At 40.4% G+C, this 22,278-nt stretch carries 19 protein-coding genes; 11 read left to right on the top strand and 8 right to left on the bottom strand.

Going from position 1 to position 22,278, the window contains the following annotated elements; all coding sequences use genetic code 11:
• Nucleotides 1-110: 110 nt before the first annotated feature.
• Together VFM80_RS03640 and sppA are read right to left on the bottom strand one after the other, a co-directional pair.
• A complete protein-coding gene (locus VFM80_RS03640) occupies nucleotides 111-959 on the bottom strand; it encodes an MBL fold metallo-hydrolase (protein ID WP_395069652.1) in 849 nt (282 codons plus the stop codon).
• A gap of 6 nt (nucleotides 960-965) precedes the next feature.
• Complete coding sequence (sppA, locus tag VFM80_RS03635) at nucleotides 966-2,756, bottom strand: signal peptide peptidase SppA (protein ID WP_395069650.1); 1,791 nt, start codon at nucleotides 2,754-2,756, stop codon at nucleotides 966-968.
• Between the two features lie 118 nt (nucleotides 2,757-2,874).
• Here sppA and VFM80_RS03630 point away from each other — a divergent pair, with 118 nt between their 5' ends.
• Both VFM80_RS03630 and alr read left to right on the top strand, forming a co-directional pair.
• Nucleotides 2,875-4,479 carry a phytoene desaturase family protein gene (locus VFM80_RS03630; protein WP_395069648.1) on the top strand — a complete coding sequence of 535 codons (1,605 nt, stop codon included), beginning with the start codon at nucleotides 2,875-2,877 and terminating at the stop codon, nucleotides 4,477-4,479.
• An 8-nt stretch (nucleotides 4,480-4,487) separates the two neighbouring features.
• Entirely contained in the window at nucleotides 4,488-5,543 is a 1,056-nt protein-coding gene (alr, locus tag VFM80_RS03625) for an alanine racemase (RefSeq protein ID WP_395069646.1), read from the top strand.
• Here alr and VFM80_RS03620 read toward each other — a convergent pair.
• From VFM80_RS03620 to rpiB, 4 genes are all read right to left on the bottom strand, one after another.
• On the bottom strand, nucleotides 5,540-6,025 hold the full coding sequence (locus VFM80_RS03620; RefSeq protein WP_395069644.1) for an FKBP-type peptidyl-prolyl cis-trans isomerase: 486 nt from the start codon (nucleotides 6,023-6,025) through the stop codon (nucleotides 5,540-5,542). The two genes, alr and VFM80_RS03620, sit on opposite strands and share 4 nt — an antisense overlap.
• 131 nt (nucleotides 6,026-6,156) lie before the next feature.
• Entirely contained in the window at nucleotides 6,157-6,993 is an 837-nt protein-coding gene (tatC, locus tag VFM80_RS03615) for a twin-arginine translocase subunit TatC (protein WP_395069642.1), read from the bottom strand.
• A 33-nt stretch (nucleotides 6,994-7,026) separates the two neighbouring features.
• Nucleotides 7,027-8,325, bottom strand: coding sequence for a serine hydroxymethyltransferase (gene glyA, locus VFM80_RS03610; protein WP_395069640.1), 1,299 nt, complete (start codon nucleotides 8,323-8,325; stop codon nucleotides 7,027-7,029).
• A gap of 9 nt (nucleotides 8,326-8,334) precedes the next feature.
• The gene (rpiB, locus tag VFM80_RS03605) at nucleotides 8,335-8,778 is read right to left on the bottom strand and encodes a ribose 5-phosphate isomerase B (protein ID WP_395069638.1); all 444 of its coding nucleotides are present in this window, start codon (nucleotides 8,776-8,778) and stop codon (nucleotides 8,335-8,337) included.
• A 294-nt stretch (nucleotides 8,779-9,072) separates the two neighbouring features.
• Here rpiB and VFM80_RS03600 point away from each other — a divergent pair, with 294 nt between their 5' ends.
• From VFM80_RS03600 to VFM80_RS03590, 3 genes are all read left to right on the top strand, one after another.
• Complete coding sequence (locus tag VFM80_RS03600) at nucleotides 9,073-12,165, top strand: AsmA-like C-terminal region-containing protein (RefSeq protein WP_395069636.1); 3,093 nt, start codon at nucleotides 9,073-9,075, stop codon at nucleotides 12,163-12,165.
• Between the two features lie 33 nt (nucleotides 12,166-12,198).
• Nucleotides 12,199-13,011: an inositol monophosphatase family protein gene (locus VFM80_RS03595; RefSeq protein ID WP_395069634.1), complete on the top strand. Its 813-nt coding sequence runs from the start codon at nucleotides 12,199-12,201 to the stop codon at nucleotides 13,009-13,011.
• A gap of 81 nt (nucleotides 13,012-13,092) precedes the next feature.
• A complete protein-coding gene (locus VFM80_RS03590; protein ID WP_395069632.1) occupies nucleotides 13,093-15,057 on the top strand; it encodes a GNAT family N-acetyltransferase in 1,965 nt (654 codons plus the stop codon).
• A 9-nt stretch (nucleotides 15,058-15,066) separates the two neighbouring features.
• Here the strand turns inward: VFM80_RS03590 and VFM80_RS03585 are convergent, their stop codons facing one another.
• Both VFM80_RS03585 and bshB1 read right to left on the bottom strand, forming a co-directional pair.
• Nucleotides 15,067-16,248: a cystathionine gamma-synthase family protein gene (locus VFM80_RS03585; protein WP_395069630.1), complete on the bottom strand. Its 1,182-nt coding sequence runs from the start codon at nucleotides 16,246-16,248 to the stop codon at nucleotides 15,067-15,069.
• 88 nt (nucleotides 16,249-16,336) lie between these two features.
• Nucleotides 16,337-17,080 (bottom strand): bacillithiol biosynthesis deacetylase BshB1, encoded by a 744-nt coding sequence (bshB1, locus tag VFM80_RS03580; RefSeq protein ID WP_395069629.1) that lies wholly within the window; start codon nucleotides 17,078-17,080, stop codon nucleotides 16,337-16,339.
• 138 nt (nucleotides 17,081-17,218) lie between these two features.
• Between bshB1 and VFM80_RS03575 the strand changes: the two genes are divergently transcribed.
• The 6 genes from VFM80_RS03575 (at nucleotide 17,219) to VFM80_RS03550 (ending at nucleotide 22,250) form a co-directional block, all read left to right on the top strand.
• Nucleotides 17,219-18,451, top strand: coding sequence for an ABC transporter permease (locus VFM80_RS03575; RefSeq protein ID WP_395069627.1), 1,233 nt, complete (start codon nucleotides 17,219-17,221; stop codon nucleotides 18,449-18,451).
• A gap of 2 nt (nucleotides 18,452-18,453) precedes the next feature.
• The gene (locus VFM80_RS03570; RefSeq protein ID WP_395069625.1) at nucleotides 18,454-19,677 is read left to right on the top strand and encodes an ABC transporter permease; all 1,224 of its coding nucleotides are present in this window, start codon (nucleotides 18,454-18,456) and stop codon (nucleotides 19,675-19,677) included.
• A 68-nt stretch (nucleotides 19,678-19,745) separates the two neighbouring features.
• A complete protein-coding gene (locus VFM80_RS03565; RefSeq protein WP_395069623.1) occupies nucleotides 19,746-19,958 on the top strand; it encodes a hypothetical protein in 213 nt (70 codons plus the stop codon).
• A 7-nt stretch (nucleotides 19,959-19,965) separates the two neighbouring features.
• Nucleotides 19,966-20,376, top strand: coding sequence for a phage holin family protein (locus tag VFM80_RS03560; RefSeq protein WP_395069622.1), 411 nt, complete (start codon nucleotides 19,966-19,968; stop codon nucleotides 20,374-20,376).
• 1 nt (nucleotide 20,377) lies between these two features.
• Nucleotides 20,378-20,761, top strand: a complete 384-nt coding sequence (locus tag VFM80_RS03555) for a hypothetical protein (protein WP_395069620.1) — start codon at nucleotides 20,378-20,380, stop codon at nucleotides 20,759-20,761.
• Between the two features lie 124 nt (nucleotides 20,762-20,885).
• Nucleotides 20,886-22,250 carry a TolC family protein gene (locus VFM80_RS03550; protein ID WP_395069618.1) on the top strand — a complete coding sequence of 455 codons (1,365 nt, stop codon included), beginning with the start codon at nucleotides 20,886-20,888 and terminating at the stop codon, nucleotides 22,248-22,250.
• The last annotated feature ends 28 nt before the right edge of the window (nucleotides 22,251-22,278 follow it).

Raw genomic sequence — 22,278 nt, 5'->3', positions numbered from 1 at the left:
AGCGTATTTAGCGGATGAAAATTTTGGTTGGCGATGATATTAAAATTGCAGAATGTTATTCATCAGTGAATGAAAAATATATAGGCAATATATGCAATGGTAAGCATAAGTTACTGTATTTCTCTCAGTATGAACTTCTTGTCTTTATCCTGTTCCAGTTTTCCTGCTTTAGCATGAATAGAATGATAGAAAAGGAGTAAAGCTTTCTCTTTTAAAGCCTGTCGCAATATCAAGGTCTTTGCTTTTTTTGATTGAACGGGATCAATATCTAACTGCCTCATAGCATAATGGTTGAGATGATGTTCAGAGGGAATTAGATCACCTAAAAAATAAGCGGTGTCTCCGCTGTCCTGAATTTTGACTATTTGGTGGCCGGGTGTATGTCCACCGGTACGAATCAGCTCAATACCGGGCAGTAACTCAAAAGACGTATCAGTAAGCATCACAAGTTTATCGTCTCCGGCCAGTTTGTACATTTCGTCGAGATTATATCCTGCACCGGGAGTTTTGATATTTTCATTCATTTGCTCAAGTGCAAAATACCATTCCTTTTTTTGCACAAAATAGTTGGCGTATGGCATAGTAGGTTGTGTGGAAGCAGTATGATCCACAAAAGTAGAACCGGCTGAATGATCAAAATGCAGGTGGCTGAGCACTACGTGGGTGATATCAGCAGGATTAAGGCCAAAAATATCAAGGTTTGTAAGCAAATTTGAGGTATCTGTATAGCGGCTTTTGTGATCCAGTCCCCAGCCCAAGCCCGTATCAAGTAACACATTGTGTTTCCCATCACGAATTAAGATCGGGTTGATCCCAATTGGAGTTGAAGAGGATTTGATACTAGTTTCCTGCTTTGGGGCGGTAATTTCAGAGCTACTGGTTTTTTGGATTACACCATCTTCAAAGATCTCAAAAATTCCCTCGCTAAGTTGTTCAATCTCAAATCGACCTACATTCATATACTCTTATTTAATGGTGATTTCTGTGGGTAAGATCATCCAGTTTTGGCCGGCAGGTTGTTCCATTAGCATGCGGATGGTTTTGACTTCTTCGGTTTGTTCAAATGGAATCCAGCTATACATGTAGGCCTGAATTTTCGCCTGTGAACCGGCCATCAATGCTTCAAAAAGACCCTTTTGTTTGGGGTAATTTTCGATACGGTATTCTTCGATCCCCGCCATTTCTGCTGCCATGGCAACGGCGTCTTCGAGAGAGCCAAGTTCATCTACAAGACCAACTTCCCTGGCATCAGCACCTGTCCATACGCGTCCCTGAGCAATATCATTTACTTCATTCCTGCTCATGCCACGGTTATCAGAAACCCGTCCTATAAAAGCCTCATATCCATTTTCTATATTTTGTTGAATAATGCGTTCTTCTGCAGGTGTAAATGGATCGGTAAGATCAAACAGATCTGCATATTCATGGGACTTTATTACGTCAAAATCGAGACCGATTTTTTCTTCGGTAAGCTCTTGTACATTGAAAAGCAGGTTGAAAATACCGATGGATCCGGTAATGGTATTTGGCCCTGCCATAACGCTATCTGCTCCCATGGCTATATAATATCCTCCTGATGCTGCTACAGCTCCCATATAGGCAATCACCGGTTTTTCATTGGAAGCCTCGCGAATGGAATTCCAGATCAAGTCAGAGGTGCTGGCAGAACCACCCGGACTGTTTATATGCACTACAATGGCTTTTATAGTTGATCGGTCTAGAGCTTCATCCAACTGCTTTTGAATACTCGAGGCGGTGATCAACCCGGAATTACCAAACGGAGATTGACTCCCCAATTCCGGCATTATGGGGCCACTCGCATAAATCACAGCTACCCGATCCTGAGAAGAGGGCATATTCACACCGGCTAAGGATGAGGGAATCTCACCATAATTTTGAAAACTGATGGTTTCAAGTTTATTATCTTCTTCAATACCCAGTTTTGTTTTTAGAATTCGCTCCACATCACTTTCGAAAGCAAGAACGTCAATTAATCCGTTTTCATGAGCGAACTGAAGTCGGTTTACTGGATCGGAATTAAGCATATCATTTACTTCATCCATTGATTTCCCGGATTTTTCAGCAACGGCGGTTATGAAGGTTTCAGTGGCCAAAGCCATGATTTCCTCCATTTGCTCACGGCTTTCAGGTGAAGCGGAAGTTTGCAAAAATGGCTCCACGGCAGACTTATATTTTCCTACCCGAAAGATTTCCGGTTCTACGCCAATTTTGTCCAGCATATCGGAATAGAATGTCATTTGGGATACAAATCCATTAAACTCAAAATTAGTATTTGGTGGACTGAAGACACTGTCGGCAAGCGAAGCGAGATAATAAGACTGTTCATTCATTCCAATATCGTCGGTACTGAAATACAAAAATTTTCCGCTCTCTTTATACTTTTCCAGATATTGATAAGCAGATTGCAGGTTTGCCCAAGATTCGCTAAGTATATTAGCTTTTACCCAGACTCCTTTGATACGTTCATCAGCTGCTGCTTTTTCCAGATTCTCCTTTAATGTAACTAACGATAATTTATTCCCTGCAAGTGGGTTGAAATAGGTCTCAACAGGACTTGAAACGACATAAGCAGGGATAGTCCCGGTCATTTCTATAGTGAGCACACTATTCTCTTGTACTTCGGGAAGAGGTTCGGATGAGCTGGCTGAGATCACAATAAAGAATGTGATGATTAATAAAACAAAAGTGGTAAAAATGCCTAAGCAGGAGGCTAGAAACGATTTAAAAAAAGTCATGATTGATAATTATTTACGGTACTTTCTTGGTGAACTTGGAATGAATCCAAAGTGGGATTCTGTTTGCAGAACTTAGTAAAAGTTCATCATCATTCCACTTGAAATCAGAAAGAAGAATATGCCAAATTTTGATGCTATTGTGATCGGTTCGGGCCATAACGGGTTAGTTACCGCTTGCTACCTTGCCAAAAATGACTATAAGGTTTTGGTACTTGAGAGGGATTCTACCATTGGCGGCGCTGTGCGAACCGAGACCATGTTCAAGTCCGAAGAGAATCCTAATGGATTTCGGATGGATGTGGGTTCTTCCGTTCACATCATGATCCATCAAACCGGGATCATCGAAGAGCTTGAGTTGAAGAAATACGGACTGGAGTATATCGATATGGACCCGATCATGTCGTATCCCGTGCATACAGGAAAAGGAGTGATCCATTTCTGGAAAGATGTGGAGCGTACGCTGGAATCTATTTCAAAGGTGGCTCCCGAAGACGTCAAGAATTATCAGGAGTTCATCGATTTTTGGGGTAAGATCAACAAGAGCGTGCTGAAGGCATTTATGACCAAACCCTCAGCCGGGAATATTTTTGCTGAGATGACCAAGGCTCAGATCAGGGATGGCTCTATGTTTAAAAAAGGAGAGCAGCAATCGGGGCTTCAAAAAATACTTTCCAGTTATGGGAAAGTGGTAGATGATGCCTTTGAGAGCCCATACATGAAAGCGGCCATCTTATGGTTTGCGGCACAATCCGGCCCATTACCGGATCATTCGGCTACGGGAGATTTTGCCGGCTGGCAGTCGATGCTGCACGAGAGTGGAGCCAAACATCCCAAAGGGGGAAGCGGTATGCTCACTCAGGCCATGAAAAACATGATAGAGGCGTATGGCGGTAAGGTCCTTGCAGATCATCCCATTAAAAAAATACTGATTGAGAATGGGAAAGCCTTTGGGGTTCAGACTGAAAATGGAGAAGAATTCCGGGCTAAAACCATCGTCTCAAATGCGCATGTTCAAACCACGATGATGAAGATGGTAGGGCGTGATCATCTGGATGATTCCATGTTCAGTAAGGTCGAAAACATTAATGTAGGAAATGGATTTGGGATGGTGATCCGCTGTGCGGTTGAAGAACTACCAGAGTATACAGCGGCTCCGGATGATCCTGATATTCATAATGGAATTCAGCTACTGGCACCCTCTGTTCAGTACATGAATAATGCGATCGGTGATTACACAAAGAAACTTCCGCCTGAAAAGCCGGCTGTATTATGTATGACCTTTTCTAAGATAGACCCTCAGGTTGCTAAGGATGGGAAGCATACCTTATTTGCATGGGCGCAGTGGCATCCATATGAATTGGCCAATGGATTGAAGTGGGATGATATCCGGGAGCGTGAGGCGCAAAAAATCTATGATGTAGTCACGGATTATGCCCCGAATATGAAGGACAAACTCATTGACTGGTATATTCAGTCACCATTGGATATTGAGCGCAAACACGGCCTTTTAAAAGGAAATGTGATGCATGTGGAAATGAGTTTTGATCAAATGTTCATGTTTCGGCCTATTCCTGAGATGAGCCAATACGAAACTCCAATTAAAAATTTATATTTGGCCAGTGCTTCTTGCCATCCGGGTGGAGGAGTGTTCGGTGCTGCGGGTTATAATGCAGCTCAGGTCATCCTGAAAAAAAATAGAAAAAGAATCTTTTCATTTAGCTGAGGTAAACGTTGAGTTCGACTCTGTATGTTCATCTTTCAAAAATAGGCAGTAATCTCGAGGCTGTTAATGACAGAATAGGGAAGAAGGTGCAGCGAATGGCTGTGGTAAAGGATGAGGCTTATGGCCACGGAGCATTATCGGTTGCTGATTATTTGAAAGACAGAGTAGAGTGGTTTTGCACAGCGAGTTTAGATGAAGCTATTAGGCTGCGGGAACACGGGGTCAAAAATCCAATTCTTGTTTTTGAAATTCCTCCTATTGGTAAAGAGTCTTTATATAAAAAGCATAACATAACAGCTAGTATTTCAGACCTGTCTGTATTTGAACGACTTGAAATCGGAACAAAAGCCCATATTCATTTTGATACGGGAATGTTCCGCCTGGGTATGTTACCGGAGGATGTTTCTGAAGTAATTCAGAAGGTGAATATTACAGAGTTAGATTACACTGGAATATATACTCACTTTGCGAATTCTGATGTAAAGGATCATCCAAGAGTTACCAAACAGCTTGATATTTTTAACGATATAAGAGCTCAGTTTTCCACTGAATTAATGACCCATACAGCCAATAGCGGAGCTATTTTCTATTATCATGATAAGGGAGTCTTGTTTGATGCAGTTCGTCCGGGTGTTTGCTTATATGGGTATGCCCCGGGGGAAGTTGAGATTCCTGATCTGGAACCGGCTATAGAATGGAAATCTAATCTGGTTCAGGTGAAGAAGCTAAAGAAAGGTGATCTGGTGGGATATGGAAGTAGGTGGGAAGCACCGGAAGCCGGATACTTAGGTGTTATACCTGTGGGATACGGTGATGGGGTTTTCAGAAACTTGAGTAATGCTTTTCAGGTGAAAATTGGTAATGAATTATATCCGCAGGTGGGCACCATAAGCATGGATTATTTAACGGTTTATTTGGGAAGAGAAGAAATACCACAAGGAAAAGAGGTAACTATTCTGAAAAACGGAATGTTGTCTGCAAAGGAATGGGCAAAAAAAATGGGGACGATACCGTACGAAATAACCACGGCAATCTCCCCAAAAGTAAAAAGGATGTATCTTTAATTACTGAGAATAGCTGCTAATTCTACATCGAAACGTAAAGTATCATTTCGGAGACTGGAATTAGGTGAGTCTCCATAACCAAGGTCCGGTGGTATTATCAACACTCTTTTCTCACCCTCTTTCATTCCAATTAAGCCTTCTCTAAAACCTTCAATGAGGTTATCTAAGGAATTGAAAGTAGTCGGTGACTGATTTCCATTTCGATAAGAACTGTCAAAGATCTCTCCGGTATCAACTTTTCTCCCTGTATAGTATACCCGAACCGCATCTCTTATTTCGACCTCAAATGCTCCACTGCCTTCTTCCACTATGTAATATACCAAACCGGACTCTGATTCAACCATGGTTGTATTTTCGATATCAAAAGGTTCCGGTGCATCGGAGTAATCGACTTCAAAAGGATTACTTTCATCACAAGATGAAATTGAAACGGTGAGAAGGAAAAGAATAAAAACAGAAAATATATTTTTTAATAGTGTCATTATTTGATTCAAAAACTCTAAATTTTTTGTATTGACTAACGGATAAACTCATTTATCCGGCTTATTATTGTAGATAAAAGATACAGGTTAAAGAGGTTAAAACCATAACCTGAACTAAATTTCATCAAACCTTATTTTTCGCTTTCAGATACACCAGTGATAGCTTCATCAAGCTCTTTTTTCCGTTTCCGGTTTGCGTATCTGCTTATCCAAATTGACAACTCATATAATACCGTTAACGGCAGTGCGATAAGAATCTGGGAGATAGGGTCGGGAGGAGTGAGCAGAGCTGCTACCACTAAGCATAAAACCAATGCGTGTCTTCTATACTTCTTAAGCAATTCCGGAGTAAGCAGGCCTATCTTCGACAATGAATAGCTGACCACCGGAATTTGAAAGATGATTCCACATGCTACCACCCACATAGCAACGGAGCTGAAATATTCATTGATGTCAAAATCATTGCGAATAATATCTGAGATCTGGAACTGGGCAAAGAACTGAAGCGCAAAGGGAACCAATATCAGATATCCAAAAGTTACACCCAGCAAAAAGAAAAAAGTGATAAAAAAGGAAGTGAAATAGGACTTTTTCTTTTCCTTTCTTTCCAGTGCAGGTTCAATAAATGACCACATTTGATAGATAAAGAAAGGAGAGCCGATCAAAAAGCCCATCACAAAAAGGGTGCCCCAATAGGTGAAAAATTGCCCGGGCAAACGCCGGCTCTGGAGCTCAAAATTTACGGCATCAACCTGTAACAGATCATACATAAAGAAGTCAGACCGGGTTGGGCCTAATATGACATCCTCCACAAAGAAATCGGCAAAGAAGAAGGCGATTATCATGCCCACCAAGACTCCGACAAGTCCTTTAATGATTCTCCACCTCAATTCTTCAAGGTGTTCGAGGAAAGACATAGTATCTGTTCTATCGGCCGGTTTCTTAGCCTCTGGTGGTTTGCCTTCCATGATTTGGCGTTGTTCCAATGCTGATTCTCCGGATTAGGCTGTTACAAAATCATACAGAGGAAAACGATCACACAGATCACGAACTTCCTGCTCTACTTTCTTGTGATTTTCCTGATCCTCAGGCTTTTGAAGCACTCTGTCGATAAGAACTGCAATTTGCTCAAATTCAGCTTCTTTAAGTCCACGGGTAGTCATGGCAGGAGAACCTATCCGTATTCCGGAAGTCACAAAAGGACTTTCGGTATCAAAAGGCACCATGTTCTTATTTACTGTGATAGCTGCTTTCTCTAAAGCATCCTCAGCAATCTTACCATTCAGTCCTTTATTTCGAAGATCGATAAGGATGAGATGATTGTCGGTACCGTTGCTCACCAGGTTATAACCCAATTCAATGAATTTATCTGCCATAGCCTTGGCATTTTTCTGTGTCTGGGTTTGATAGGTTTTAAAATCGTCTTCCAAAGCTTCCTTAAAAGATACAGCCTTAGCCGCTATTACGTGCATCAACGGGCCACCCTGTGTTCCCGGAAAGACAGCTGAATCGAAAACTTCACCCCAGTTTTTTGTTCTACCTGATTTTGCTGCAGTCACTCCAATGGTATTTTCCCCATCTTTACCAACCAGGATCATTCCGCCTCGAGGGCCACGCAACGTTTTGTGGGTAGTGGTGGTAACTACGTGGGCATGGGGAAGGGGGTCTTTCAAATTCTTGGTGGCGATGAGCCCGGCAGTATGAGCCATATCCATCCAAAGCAGCGCCCCAACTTCATCAGCAATACTGCGAAACGCTTCATAGTCGTAGTCGCGCGGATAGGCGGAGGCTCCAATGGATATCATCGTAGGCTTAACTTTTTTCGCGCGCTCACGGATCTTATTCATATCCAGGCGGCCGTTATCTTTTTCAACACCATAAAACTCAGCATTATAATTGATCCCAGAAAAATTCACCGGAGAACCGTGTGTGAGATGACCGCCATGAGAAAGATCGAAACCCAAAAGAGTATCTCCAGGTTTCATGCAAGCGAGATAAACAGCAGCATTAGCTGTAGCTCCGGAATGAGGCTGCACATTCACCCAATCTGCCCCGAATAGTTTTTTAGCACGGTCACGGGCATGGTCTTCCACTACATCAACAAATTCACAACCGCCGTAATAACGCTTTCCGGGATATCCCTCAGCATATTTATTAGTGAGGACACTTCCCATAGCTGAGATCACCGCTTTGGATGCAAAATTTTCAGAAGCGATCAGTTCCAGGTTATAATTTTGGCGATCGGTTTCTTTTTCAAGCAGTTCAAAAATTTCAGAGTCTTGTTCCTGAAGCGATTTCATCGGCAACTTTTATTTTTGTTGTGTTAATGATTCAATTTTGTTGATCCGGCGTTCATGGCGTCCGCCTTCAAATTCTGTGGTCAACCAAATATCAAGAATTTCTTTGATCTGAGATTCATCCAATTCTCTTCCCGGAAGGCATAAAATATTCGCATTGTTATGGAGACGGGTCATTTCAGCGGAATGCTTTGAGTAAACAAGTCCTGCCCGTACTTTTGGATATTTATTGGCGGTCATGCAAACGCCTTGCCCGCTTCCGCAAATAAGTATTCCAAGTTCATATTCTCCATCATTTATCCTTTTTGCAACTTCAACGGCAAAATCAGCATAATCCACGGAATCTTCAGAATGAGTGCCAAAATCAACAATGTCATGACCGAGATCTTTTAACAATTTAATGGAGGTCTCTTTAGCGGGATATCCGGCGTGGTCGCTGGCTATAGGGATGATCATGAGTAGTTGATTTTTAATAAAATTAGAGAATGAATATCCTCATTTTTTTAATGAGATTAAAGAACTTAAATAGCTCTATTTATAGTTGAACACTTTCTTTTTAAAAGTATTTTAAATATCTGAATTAGTTAGCTCAAATTGCTGTTTAGATAAATACTTTAAGGAACAACAAATCATTAGGTTGACTAAATATGTATGCCGGATCACTATTGGAATCATTGGAAAATTGACTGATACCAGTCCGTTAAAAATCAAATTCAAGAGAAGAACAAAAAAGATAATTGGTACGCTACAATGAAATTGTTTTTAAAAATACTTACCGGTTTTTTGGTGACCCTCATAATTTTGGTAATTGGAGTTAATATTTACTTTAATGACGAACGGTTGCGAAACACGGTAGTTCCCAAGCTTACTGAAAACCTTGGAACAGAAGTAGAAGTTTCAGAAATGTCATTGAGTTTGTTCAGGTCATTTCCGAATGCCGGAGTAAGTATGGAAGGGGTAAGAATCCCGGATCAGGACGGCGAGACAATCGTAAAATTAGACGAGCTGTTATTATCGGTTAAAATAATCCCACTAATAAGTGGAGATGTAAATATTACAGAACTGTCTCTGAATTCTCCGGAGATCTATTATACCATTTATGAAGACAGCACATCAAATATTGATTTTCTGTTAGCTGATGATCCGGAAGATCCCGCTACGGATGAGGAAGGAATATCACTGGCTATTCCTAACTTAAGTATCACAAACGGCAAGCTGCACTATTACGATCATGACTCGAAAACGGAGATCCTTGCCAACGGATTAAATGCACAGCTATCTCTGAAATATGCAGATCTGATTGAAACCGACCTAACTTCTGAACTCAATTCGTTAACGGTGAACATAGACGGAGAAAATTATCTGAATGATCTTGCTTTACAGTTAGATCAAATTTCTACTCTTGATCTAGAGAATGAACAATTGGTTATACAGGAAGGAAGTCTTGCAATTCGGGGTTTAATGTTAGATCTGGAAGGGCAGGTCGATTCCTGGAGCAACGAGGCAATGAATATCAATTTAGCGACCTCAAGTTCAACAGATGATTTTGGGGATTTACTGACTTTGGTTCCCCCGGAGTTTGAAGAATATGTAACGGGACTTGAAACGAAAGGTGAATTAAATATTAAAGGAACTATTTCAGGACGATATTCAGAGAGTCAGATCCCGGATTATAATTTTACTGTCACAGTAGAGGATGGTTATATCAAAAATAACGAACTGCCCCAGGCTATAGAGGATATACAACTTTCGTTTATTGCAGATAACAACAAAATTTCACTGCAGACCTTTGAAGCCAAAGCCGCTCAAAATACTATATCTGTTACCGGAACTTTATTTGATCCACTGGAGGACAACCCGGCATACGATCTGAATATTGATAGCGATATTAACCTTTCAACCATCGAAAGTTTTTATGCGATCAGTGATTTTGATATTGAGCGGATGGCCGGTACACTCATTGTCGACGTAAATGCAAAAGGACAGGTTGAAGATTCCGAAAATTCGGAGCTTGATGGCACTATCATTTTTTCTGATGGACTGATTCAGTATGCCGGCGTTTCACAGCCAATCGAGAACATTGATATAGATATGAGCGCCACGAATAAGATGATCAATATTCAGAGTGCAAGTCTTAGTGCGGCAGGAAACAGCCTCAGATTTACCGGTTCAGTAGATGACCCGCTGGATAAAGCTTTACGAAGTATAGACGTCACCGGAGAGGTAAACGTTGATCTGGCAACTGTCAAAGAATTCTATCCTATCGATGAAGACACATTGATGATGAGAGGTGATCTTCAATCAAATATTGTACTAAAAGGGAATTTGGAGCCTTTTGATTTTCAGAATCTATTGCAGTCGAGCACACTTAGTTTAACCAATGGTTATTTTGCACATCCATCGGTTGCCGAACCCATTGAAGACATTACTTTTGAGGGAACCGTTTCCGGGAATACCCTTGTGATCTCCCAAGCTAATTTTAAAACCGGGAATAACGAACTCTCTGTGACGGGAAATATTCAAGAGTACCTTTCTGACAATCCAATACTAAATCTAACAATGGATGGAAATGCCCAGTTAGGTGATGTAAGCAGATATTATGAGTTGAAGCCTTGGATCAATGAATTGGCTGGGAATGCGGTGATGAATTTAAAAGCTCAAGGCCCGGCCGGTGATCCGCTGAAAATTGATTTTAATGGAGAGCTAAATTTAAGTGATGTAACTGCAAGGGGAGATTCACTTCCGCTACCGGTAACGGATCTGGGGGGGGAGCTTACAGTATCTCCCGAAACCATGGACCTGACAGATTTCACAATGAAATTTGGTTCCTCAGATATACAGCTTGCAGGTGAAATGAGTAATTATCTCAGTTTTATTAAAGAAAACGTTTCACAGAGCGAGCTTCCAAGTGTTACCGGAAACTATAGCGGCACCTTGCTGAACATGGATGAGATGATTGATTGGGATGAAGAAACTGATCCCAATGAACCCATTCCCATTGAATTGCCGGAGATCAATGCAAATGTTGGGGCTGAGATCTCAAAACTTATTATTTTAGGGATCGATTTGACAGATGTTAGCGGTTCCGGTGAAATGACCCCTGAAAAGCTCGTTCTCCGCGATGCTAAAGCAACTATGTTTGAAGGGAGCGCGACCGGAAATATGATCTGGGATATTCCAACTCCCACCGACACAAGAATCAATTTCTCCGGTACACTTGACAGCCTTGCTGCCAAAGCTTTCTTCCGGGATACGGGATTTTTAGGTGAGAACAGTACCATTCATAAATATGTAGAAGGTGCTTTCAGTGCAGATGTAAATTATGTTTCTGATCTGAATCCGGCTCTATCTCCGGTACTTTCAACAATTGATGCAGAAGGCTCATTTGGAATGACCAAAGCCCGATTAGTCAATCATCCGATACAGATGAAGGTCGCTAATTTCCTTAATGTAAAAGAACTGGAAACACTCGCTCTGGATGAATGGAGGTCAGAATTTACCATTACAAATGAAGTGTTGACCTTTAAAGAACTGAATTTAACCAGTGATAAGATCGGTCTTGAAATGAGTGGCACACATCACCTTGGGAATGATGAAATTGATTATGAGGCTGTAATTGCACTTCCCGGTACGTTTAAAAAAGGACTATCCAGCGTAATTGGCGAACAGGCCGTAAACGCACTGACACAAGAAAATGGGACGATTTCTGTACCTTTGGTGATCACAGGAAACTATTCAAATCCAACGGTTCGCCCGAATGAAACCGTGATCAAAAAGATCGTAGAAGATTATCTGAAAGAAAAAGGCGGGAATATTCTTAAAGACATATTTGACGGTAATTAAAATACTAATTCGATATTTGGGTGCAATTTAAGAATGAGTAATTATAGAGAAGAACTAAACACAGCAAAAAAAGCAGCAGCAGAAGCTTCAAAAATTATTAATGAATATGCTGAGGAATCTTCGTTTGATGTAGTTTTGAAAGGAAAAAATGACCTGGTGACGGATGCTGACTTGGCATCAGAAAAGAAGATCATTGAAATACTAAAAGGGGCATTTCCCAATGACCAGATCTTAGCGGAAGAGTCTACCCACATAACAGAATTGCCTGATAAGCGTATCTGGATCATCGATCCAATTGATGGGACTACCAACTTTGCGCACAATTTTCCCGCATATTGTGTGTCTATTGCTTTGTGGGAAGAAAAAGAACCTAAGGTTGCGTTAGTTCTGGAAGTAGCTCATCAGGAATTATTTACGGCGGTTAAAGGAGAAGGGGCCTTTTTAAATGGTAAACCTATTAAAATTTCAGAAACCAAAGATCCCTCATCGTCATTGATCGGAACCGGATTTCCATACCGTGATCTGCATTTGGTAGACAATTACTTAAAACTTTTCAAAAGAATGATGGATAAAACGCATGGAGTCCGACGCCCGGGAACTGCTGCGTGGGATCTCTGCAATGTGGCATGTGGAAGGTTCGAGGGATTCTATGAATATGGGCTCAGTGCCTGGGATGTTGCAGCCGGATCACTGATAATCAAAGAGGCCGGAGGAGTTGTTTCGGATTGGAAAGGAGGAGACAACTGGCTGTTTGGAAAAAGAATTATAGCCGGAAATAAGCCGGTTCATGATTTTCTAAAAAATGAGATCAGTGAATGCTTTGAAGAAAAATATTTGGTGCACTAAATCAGGTTTAAAAATTTATTTTATATTGTATTACATAAAATTTTTTAGCGTAATTTTGTAGAATAACTAACGGATTTGATAATGAATATCTTTCTCAGAAGATCGGCTATAAGTGATCTGGATCTTCTGCTTACTCTTGAAAAAAAAGCTTTCCCTGCCTACCAACAAAGCTCTAGGCGAGTTTTAAATTTAAGTCTCAAAAGTACCTTTCAGCAGGTTTGGATCGCTGAGGCTGAGCATAATGGTGCTTATATAACTGTCGGATGCCTGATTCTTTACCTGTACAAAAGATCGGTTCGGATCTTTTCCATCGCTGTGGATCCCGAATTTCAGGGAACGGGCATTGGCAAAGAACTTATAGATAAAACTGAGTTTATTGCCAAAGAGAGAGGTGCTGAACGTATTACACTGGAAGCGAGTGTTGATAATAAAAAACTCATCTCATGGTATAATAAGTTTGGTTTTGAGTCCGCCGGACCGATAAAGGATTATTATGAAGAGGGAAGAGATGCTTTGAGGATGGTGAAAGAACTTTCTGAAGCCGAAAGCAAAACAAGGATCTCTAATATTATAGTAGTTGACGAACCCAAGGACTGGAATTTAGCCTTGGATAATGTGGAGATCGTCTCATCTAAAGATTATACCTCAAACAAAGAATTATTCTCTGAACGGGCATTACGGGTATTCAATTTGTGTAATTCCTACCGCTATCAAACCATGGGATACTATGTATCGTTATTAGCTTCTGCCAGGGAACATCGGGCCATTCCTAACGTAACAACCATCAGGGATTTTAAGGACCTAAGTGTTATCCGCTCTATTGCGGATGATATCGATGAAGTGATCCAAAAGTCACTCCAGAAATGTGCCGAGGATAAACTTGAGTTGAATGTGTATTTCGGACAGGTTGTTAATCCGGATTACAAAGTTTTAGGACAGAAGCTCTATCAAATGTTTGAAGCGCCGATGTTTACAGTACGCTTTATTAAAGGGAAAAGGTGGGATATAAAACGGTTGGTTCCATTGAGCCTGAGTAAGGTTGATCTAACCGATTTCGAAACTGTGCAAGACTTTGCACAGCAATATTTTAAAACAAAGAGATTCCATAGGCCTAAACTAAAAAGCTACAAATATTATTTAGGAATCCTCATTGATCCTAAAGAAGAAAACCCGCCTTCAGACCAAAGGGCGATGAAAAAGCTGGAGGAAGCTGCTGACGATCTTGATGTGTACACTGAATACATTACAAAGGAAGATTATAATCGCTTGTCCGAATTTGATGCTCTTTTTATCCGTGAAACTACGAATGTCAATAATTATACCTATCAGTTTTCGCGCAAAGCCTATGCTGAAGGTCTGGCTGTAATTGATGACCCCTGGTCAATTTTAAGATGTTCAAATAAGATCTATTTGCATGAGCGTTTAAAGACTAACAATATACCTGCTCCGGAGACTAATGTGTTCTACAAAGGATTGGTTAAGGATAAAGATCTTGAAAATCTAAAGTATCCAATAATCTTAAAACAACCTGACAGTGCTTTTTCTTTAGGAGTAACTAAAGTAATTAGCTGCAGTGAAATGCGCGAATCACTTGACAGACTATTTAAAAATTCAGACCTGATCATCGGGCAGGAGTTTTTACCCTCCGATTATGATTGGCGTATTGGGATGCTTGATAATCAGCCACTATTTGCTTGTAAGTATTTTATGGCTAAAGGGCATTGGCAGATCTATAATTGGAAAGGCCCTAAAAAAGACCAGACCGGAAATTCTGCAACGCTTTCTATTGACGAAGTCCCCGCAAAAGTTCTGAAGTCTGCAACCAAAGCAGCAGCATTGATGGGAGATGGCCTGTACGGTGTTGATCTAAAAATGCTGGATGATAAGGTGTACGTGATCGAGGTGAACGACAATCCGAATATTGATGCAGGAATAGAGGATAAGATTTTGGGTAAAGAACTATATAAAAAGATCATTCAGTCTTTTATTACGCGTATTGAGATGTCCCGTAATATTGAAAGATTTGTGAGTATTGAACCGGATTGACCCTGGGGTTTAAATCTGATCAAGCCCTGCTTCAAGATCCTCTAATAGATCTTCTGCGTTTTCAATACCAACAGAGTATCTGATCAAGCTTTCAGATATTCCCAATTGCTTACGCTGAGCTTCAGAGAGTTCCACATGACTGGTAGTGCGGGGAGGACCTGCTAACGTACTTACAGAGCCAAGACTAGCGGCGAGATGAACAAACTTCATGTTATGCAGCAGTTTTTTAACCGATTCATAGCCACCTTTCAGTTCAAAGCTTAAAATACCCCCAAACCCGGACATTTGTTTTTTGGCAATATCATGCCCTTTATGACTTTCCAGTCCCGGATAAAAAACCTGATCTACTTTTGGGTGCTTCTCTAAATAACGGGCAATTTTAAGAGCACTTTCATTTTGCCTTTGTACTCTGAGCTCCAGAGTTTTCATCCCTCTAATAACAGTGTAAGCTGCTTCAGCAGATAAACTTGCTCCCATTATCTCACGATATTGAAAGACCTTTTTTATTAGTTCACTTCTGCCGCATAAAAGGCCACACATAACATCGGAATGACCTCCCAAAAATTTGGTAGCACTGTGAACAACGAGATCAACACCAAGTGAAAGAGGGTTTTGATTTATGGGAGAAGCAAATGTATTATCTGAAACTGTAATAGCCCCAACCTTTTTGGCAGCTTTAGCAATTCTTTGCAGGTCTATGACTTTTAGTGTTGGATTTGTAGGGCTTTCCAGGTACACCAGTTGGCAACCTTTACTGATCTCTTTTCCAAGCTGCTCGTGGTCTTCCGTCTCACAAAGTGTAACATCAATGTTGAACTTTGGAAGGTGTTCCAGGAATATTTTACTCGTTCCACCATACGAATCTTTGATCGATACTACGCGATCACCGGGTTTCAACAGAGCAAAAAGTGTGTTACTGATGGCAGCCATTCCGGTTGAGAACGAGATGGAATCCTCACCGCCTTCCAAAATACGGATCTTGTTCTCTAAAACTTTTACGGTAGGATTTGTATTCCTGCTATAGATATGGCCTTTCTTGTTTCCTTTTGCAACTTCGTACCATTCATCCAGATCATCATATGCATAAGTGACGGTATTGAATATTGGGACTGAAGGGCTTTCCTCATGAAAGTTGTCAGTTTCACCTGCCCATACGGAAGTTGTTCCTTTTTTCTGTTTAGAGAAGTCCATATTCCAGCAATGTTTTTAAAGTTAAATATTGCCAGCTAAGATGGAGAAAGAAGACTGATTTTCAAAGCAAAAGTGATCAGTTTAAATATCATCTTTTGGGAGTGTGTTCAAAAAACACATCCATATTTTTAAGCGGTGTGGGGGAAAGGTAGTATTTGAATGGTTCTCCAAACTCGAAACCGGCCAGATGTCCAAAATATCTTGCACGAGCCTCAAGCTGTTTGAAATAATTTTCAGAAGAGATGTACGTCTCAGGCTCGTTCCCGGGATCGCTAATATTGAACTGTGTTTCGAATGCAAGCATTGCATTTCGTTTGGTATCCCAATGTTCAGAAATATCAAAAACGAAATCCGGTTCAAAAGGCCGGTCCTGCATATAATGAAGAATATGTGCAGGTCGCCATGTATCTTGCGCTTCTCCGGATTCATTTTGGGTTGTGATCTTCTTTAAGCCTGAGTAAAAGAGTGCATCCAGTACAAGTTTTGTTCCTTTTGCATGGTCGGGATGACGATCGAAGGGAGCCCCTGTAATGCAAATATGAGGTTGAGTTAACCGTATCTGCTCGATGATCTTAAACTGATTATCTCTGGTGTTAAGAAGGAGTGAATCACCAAGATCTAAATTAGCCCGGTATGAGATTGATAAGAGCTCAGAAGCTTTTTTAACTTCAGTAGCCCTGGTTTCCTCTGTACCACGAGTACCCATTTCACCTTTGGTCAGGTCAATGATGCCAACTTTTTTATCTTGTGCAGTAAGGGCGGCAATGGTTCCTCCGCAATTTAATTCTGCATCATCCGGATGGGAAGCAAAAACGAGTACATCTAATTTCATAAGTCTGAATTTTATTCGAAGGTACTGAATTGTTAGCGTGTAAATGAAAAAGTAAAATAAGAAGGATTATTTAAAATTAAGTGTAACGAAATCTAATTACTTTCGTATGGCATCAAGCTACCACATCAAAAAAATCATATGAGAATAATAAACAGTTTTACTGAGGGCTTTAAAATTGCTCTTGGCGCTCTTAGGACAAACAAAATTCGATCCATACTAACGGCTCTCTGTATTATCATTGGGATCACCATGGTAACCATTGTAGACTCGGTAACTACGGGTATGGATATTACCTTCGAAAAAAGCATGGCAATGATGGGGCAAAATGTGGTTTATGTTGAAAAATGGCCATGGGGAATGGGAGGAGGTGAATATAAATGGTGGGAGTACCGGAACCGTAAAGAGATGGATATAGATTATGTGGAAAAAATTCGGGATTACAGCAGATATGCCAGCAATGTAACAGCAGCCGCCAACCGGGGTACCTCGATCAGGTACCAGGAAAAGATAGCAGAAGGTGTGGGTTTGACAGGTGCTACTGCTAATTATCTTTCGATACAGGGATTAAATATTGCTGACGGGCGAATGTTTGTTCAAGAGGAGATCCATTCGGGGTCAAAAGTTGCCGTTATAGGAAACACTTTGAAGGAAGCATTGTTTGAAATTGAAAATCCTTTAGGTAAACAAATTCGTTTGGGAGGGCAGAGATTTACTGTTGTGGGGGTTCTTGAAAAACAGGGCAAGTTTATGGGCCTGGAAGACACAGATAACCGGATCATAATTCCAATATCTGCTTATGGTCAAATCTATGGTCTACGGAGCGGTTTACAAATCGGTGTTCAATTCCCTGATCAGGCCTCATTTCGTCAGGGAGAGTATGAGTTGGAAGGGATCATGAGGCGTATTCGTCAACTTGATGCCACAGAAGAAAACGACTTTGCACTTAATAAACCGGAGGCTTTTAAGAAACAGCTTGAAGGAATGAAAGCAGGAATCTATGCTGTAGGCTTTATCCTTAGCGGGCTTTCACTTTTGATTGGTGGTATAGGGGTAATGAATATAATGTTTGTTTCGGTGAGAGAGCGTACCAAAGAGATCGGGATCAGAAAAGCAGTAGGGGCTAAATCCTGGGAGATTCTAACTCAGTTTTTATTAGAAGCCATTTCGATCTGTTTACTGGGGGGAGTTATTGGCGTAGCACTTGCAGGTGGGTTGACTATACTGATAAATCAGGTATTTGTAGCGGTTATGAATGTAAGCGTAGTAATTTTAGGTTTTAGTATCTGTACCATAGTAGGGGTTATATTTGGATTTATCCCTGCATACCGGGCTGCTAAATCTGATCCAATTGAATCACTGAGGTTTGAATAATTATGCACATTAAAGAAACAACACAACAAGCCTACGATTCGCTTAAAGCAAATAAGCTTCGCTCTTTTTTAACCCTTCTTGCTCTTGTAATTGGGGTGTTCTCAGTCATTGTCTCAACAACTGCGGTAGCTGTTCTTGATAATTTCTTTAAGAACACGATGAGCATGATGGGCAGTGATGTGATCCTTGTGACAAGAACACCGGCGGTACAGATGGGGTCTTTGAGTGACGATGTACGTAACAGAAAATACATTGACTTTGAGACCGCTGAACGGTTAGATGACTTGATGGATTTAGGTGAATCTATGAGTCCTGACGAAGGGTTTGGAGTAACACAGATCTCTTTCGGAGAAGAAGAGACTGAACCAAATGTAGGGGTGAGGGGCAGTAATGAAAATTATTTACTGAATAATTCTTATGAGCTTGAGGATGGCCGAAATTTCACCAGGGATGATGTTCAATATGGCAGGAATGTTGTAATCCTTGGAAAAGATGTACAGAACGATCTTTTTAAGAACCAATATCCTATCGGTAAAGAAATACGATTTGGCGGTAAGCCTTATACTGTGATAGGAATACTGGAGTCAAAAGGGCAGATTTTTGGACAATCGTTCGATAACTTCGTGCTCATTCCCTATACAACGGCAATAAACGCATATGGAGCCAACAGAAATATAAGTATTCAGGTACGTGCTCCTGAAATTAATTTTATTGAAGAAACGGTTGAAGAAATAACAGGGATTCTGCGGGTAATAAGAAAGGTGAGTCCCGGGGAAGATAATAGTTTTGAGATCTCAACAAATGAAAGTCTTTCCGGAACTTTTGACGCCTTTACAGGCGCCCTTTATATTGGTGGTTTTGCAATTGGTTTCATCACGTTGCTCGGTGCGGGTATTGGCGTAATGAATATTATGCTGGTATCTATTTCGGAACGCACAAGGGAAATTGGTGTCAGAAAAGCGGTTGGTGCTACCCGGAAAGCAATAGTAAGCCAGTTCCTGATGGAAGCTATTTTTATTTGTCAGATTGGAGGTGTTATTGGTATGATCCTGGGCATAGGCGTAGGTAATTTGATGGCAGTATGGATCGAAACTGAAGCTGTGATACCCTTATGGTCAGTTATAGGTGGATTCGTTGGAATGTTAGTGATAGGAATTGTATTTGGGGTATATCCGGCATTCAAAGCATCAAAACTTGATCCAATAGAAAGTTTACGCTACGAATAACTTTTTGCAATGTAATCATTTAAGCATCCACTGCAATTTGTTATATTGAATAAAAAACACAGGGCATTATGAACGAAGAGATCATTCAAAACTTAAACGAACGTTTAGATATCGCTATAGAAAGAGGGAGGGAGATCCTTGAAAATGAGGAACTTCATCTCCGTTTGGAAGAATTAAGAGCAAAGTCTGAATCTTCAATTCGTAAACACCCTATAAAATCTGTAGCAATAGGTTTGGCCGTTGGTTTTATAGTGGCAAAAATTTTTACTTTAGAAGATTGAACTCCCAATGGATGATCTAGGCAAACGTATTAAAAATGTAACGCACGAGCTTAAAGATTATATAGAAACTAAGCTTGAACTAACTTTATTGAATGTAGGTGATAAGGTTACCTATTGGATCAGTAAGTCTATACAGAACTTGATCGGGTATACGATTCTTACCATTGGATTGATTTTTGCTATGACTGCATTAGCTATTTACCTGGGCGAGGTTTTGAATGAACGCTGGGCCGGTTACGCAATAGTAGCATCATCTTTTATAATTTTTGGGTTGATATTTGTGATCGTTAGTCCCAAATCAATTTCCCGAAGAATACAAAACCAAATTATTGCAGAACTGCTTGATTCAATGGATGATGATGGCGATAAATTGAAAGAATTACCTCCCGAGAAAACTTCGAAAAAAGAACTTAAGTAAAATGGCTGAAGTAAAAATATCTGATTTAGAAAAGAAGAAACAAAAACTTGAAGAGGAATTGGTTCGTATTCAAGGTGGTATTGACAAGTCTATAGATGAGGTAAAAGAGGGGGTTTCCTCGAATATGGATCCTAAGAACATCATCAGAAAATACCCATTGCCTGTAGTGGGTGCTTCACTGGTAGTAGGATTTTTATTAGGCAAGAACCGAAAGAATACCGAAAGAATATCATCCAAGAATCATAACACGTATGGGGTTTCCGATTCTGGAATAACCAGAGAGCTAAAACGTGTTCTTGCCAAAAAAGGCCTCAGCCTTCTTTTGGATTATCTGGATGATAAAGTCGCTTCGTTAAAAGAAAAGAAACGCCCATCCGGTGACTGATTTTACAATTATTTAGCTCTTATCTGTAAAAGGATATAAAAATCAAAAATAGGGCAACTATTCTGCAACTATTTTCGTCCGTTACCGTGTACCAACCTGTAAATAGAAAAACTGAATTTTAATTATGAAAAGATTTATCTCAACTACACTTCTAATTGCTCTTCTGTTAGTTACGAACAATTTATTAGCTCAGGAAAGGCGAACAATTACTATTCAAGAAGCTATAGAAATAGCTTTAGAGAATAACTATCAGCTCAAGCAAGCTAAAAATAACCTTGAGCTTTCAGAGTATAATATTAAAAGTGAATATGCTGACTTTCTTCCTTCCGTGAGTGGGGGTTTTAATGGTTCAAGAAGAACGGGACGGCAGTTTGTACCGGATGTGGTAGATTTTAGAGACGTTACTTCGCAATCAATTTCCGGTAACCTGAGTGCAAGCATTCCGATCTTTAATGGATTTGAAAATATCTATTCATTAAAGGCAAGCGAGCAGTCAAAGTTATCAGATGAAGAGAGCTTACAACGTGCCAAAGAACAGGTGATCTTCAATACCGCATCCAATTATTTAGGGGTTTTGCTTGATAGGGAATTGCTGGAGATACGAAAGGAGAACCTGGAAAACTCACAAATGCAGCTTGAACAAGTTCAGGCCCAGGTTGAAGTTGGTTCAAGGCCTACTGTTGATCTGTACAATCAGGAGGCCCAGGTAGCTAATCAGGAGTTGTTACTGACACAGCAAGAAAATGCGCTCAAATTCAGTGAAATATTATTGATCAGGCAGCTTCAAATTGATCCTTTGGGAGAATATGAGTTTATAGTGCCTGATATTGAATCAAATATAAACAGAGAGATAGTTGAGCGATATTCATTGAGTGAACTCATTGATCAGGCATTACTGAATCGCTCAGATCTAAAAAGTTCTATGGCAGATATACGTACGCTTGAGTATCAGTTAAAGATCACTAAAAATAATCTTTTACCTTCTATTTCAGGAAGCGCAGGTTTGTCTACCTCCTACAGTGATCAGTATACGGTTTTGGGTGAGAATATAAGCTTCGGGGATCAGTTTTTTGATCAAAGAATTAACAGATCTGTAGGTTTTTCAGTAAATATTCCCATTTTTCAGAACTGGAATCGTATGTACAATATTCAGTCATCTAAGGTACAGCTTAAAAATGCAGAGTTAAATTTAGACAACTCAAGGCTACAGGTCATTCAGGAAGTAACACAGGCTTATAACGATTATACCTCCTATGTACAACAATTGGAAGCTTCTGAAAAGTCACTGATTGCAAGTGAGCGTGCTTTTGAGACTCAGCAGGCACGCTACAATGTGGGTTCAAGCACTTTGATCGAGCTTAGTCAGGCCCAGGCGAACTATGTTGAAGCTCAGTCAAATTATACTCAGGCAACTTATAACCTGATATTCCAGGAAAAATTACTTGATTACTACTTAGGGAAATTAAGTGGCAGCAGTATTGAGTTTTAAAAACAATTTATATCACAAAAAAGGATAG

The sequence above is a fragment of the Gracilimonas sp. genome (genome assembly GCF_035704785.1).
GTDB lineage: Bacteria > Bacteroidota > Rhodothermia > Balneolales > Balneolaceae > Gracilimonas.
This window is presented reverse-complemented; position numbering and strand designations above follow the sequence as displayed.

Coding starts and splice junctions, on each gene's coding strand:
- VFM80_RS03640 (WP_395069652.1), bottom strand. CDS start 959: ATGAATGTAGGTCGATTTGAGATTGAACAACTTAGCGAGGGAATTTTT.
- sppA (WP_395069650.1), bottom strand. CDS start 2,756: ATGACTTTTTTTAAATCGTTTCTAGCCTCCTGCTTAGGCATTTTTACC.
- VFM80_RS03630 (WP_395069648.1), top strand. CDS start 2,875: ATGCCAAATTTTGATGCTATTGTGATCGGTTCGGGCCATAACGGGTTA.
- VFM80_RS03620 (WP_395069644.1), bottom strand. CDS start 6,025: ATGACACTATTAAAAAATATATTTTCTGTTTTTATTCTTTTCCTTCTC.
- tatC (WP_395069642.1), bottom strand. CDS start 6,993: ATGGAAGGCAAACCACCAGAGGCTAAGAAACCGGCCGATAGAACAGAT.
- glyA (WP_395069640.1), bottom strand. CDS start 8,325: ATGAAATCGCTTCAGGAACAAGACTCTGAAATTTTTGAACTGCTTGAA.
- rpiB (WP_395069638.1), bottom strand. CDS start 8,778: ATGATCATCCCTATAGCCAGCGACCACGCCGGATATCCCGCTAAAGAG.
- VFM80_RS03600 (WP_395069636.1), top strand. CDS start 9,073: ATGAAATTGTTTTTAAAAATACTTACCGGTTTTTTGGTGACCCTCATA.
- VFM80_RS03595 (WP_395069634.1), top strand. CDS start 12,199: ATGAGTAATTATAGAGAAGAACTAAACACAGCAAAAAAAGCAGCAGCA.
- VFM80_RS03590 (WP_395069632.1), top strand. CDS start 13,093: ATGAATATCTTTCTCAGAAGATCGGCTATAAGTGATCTGGATCTTCTG.
- VFM80_RS03585 (WP_395069630.1), bottom strand. CDS start 16,248: ATGGACTTCTCTAAACAGAAAAAAGGAACAACTTCCGTATGGGCAGGT.
- bshB1 (WP_395069629.1), bottom strand. CDS start 17,080: ATGAAATTAGATGTACTCGTTTTTGCTTCCCATCCGGATGATGCAGAA.
- VFM80_RS03575 (WP_395069627.1), top strand. CDS start 17,219: ATGAGAATAATAAACAGTTTTACTGAGGGCTTTAAAATTGCTCTTGGC.
- VFM80_RS03570 (WP_395069625.1), top strand. CDS start 18,454: ATGCACATTAAAGAAACAACACAACAAGCCTACGATTCGCTTAAAGCA.
- VFM80_RS03565 (WP_395069623.1), top strand. CDS start 19,746: ATGAACGAAGAGATCATTCAAAACTTAAACGAACGTTTAGATATCGCT.
- VFM80_RS03560 (WP_395069622.1), top strand. CDS start 19,966: ATGGATGATCTAGGCAAACGTATTAAAAATGTAACGCACGAGCTTAAA.
- VFM80_RS03555 (WP_395069620.1), top strand. CDS start 20,378: ATGGCTGAAGTAAAAATATCTGATTTAGAAAAGAAGAAACAAAAACTT.
- VFM80_RS03550 (WP_395069618.1), top strand. CDS start 20,886: ATGAAAAGATTTATCTCAACTACACTTCTAATTGCTCTTCTGTTAGTT.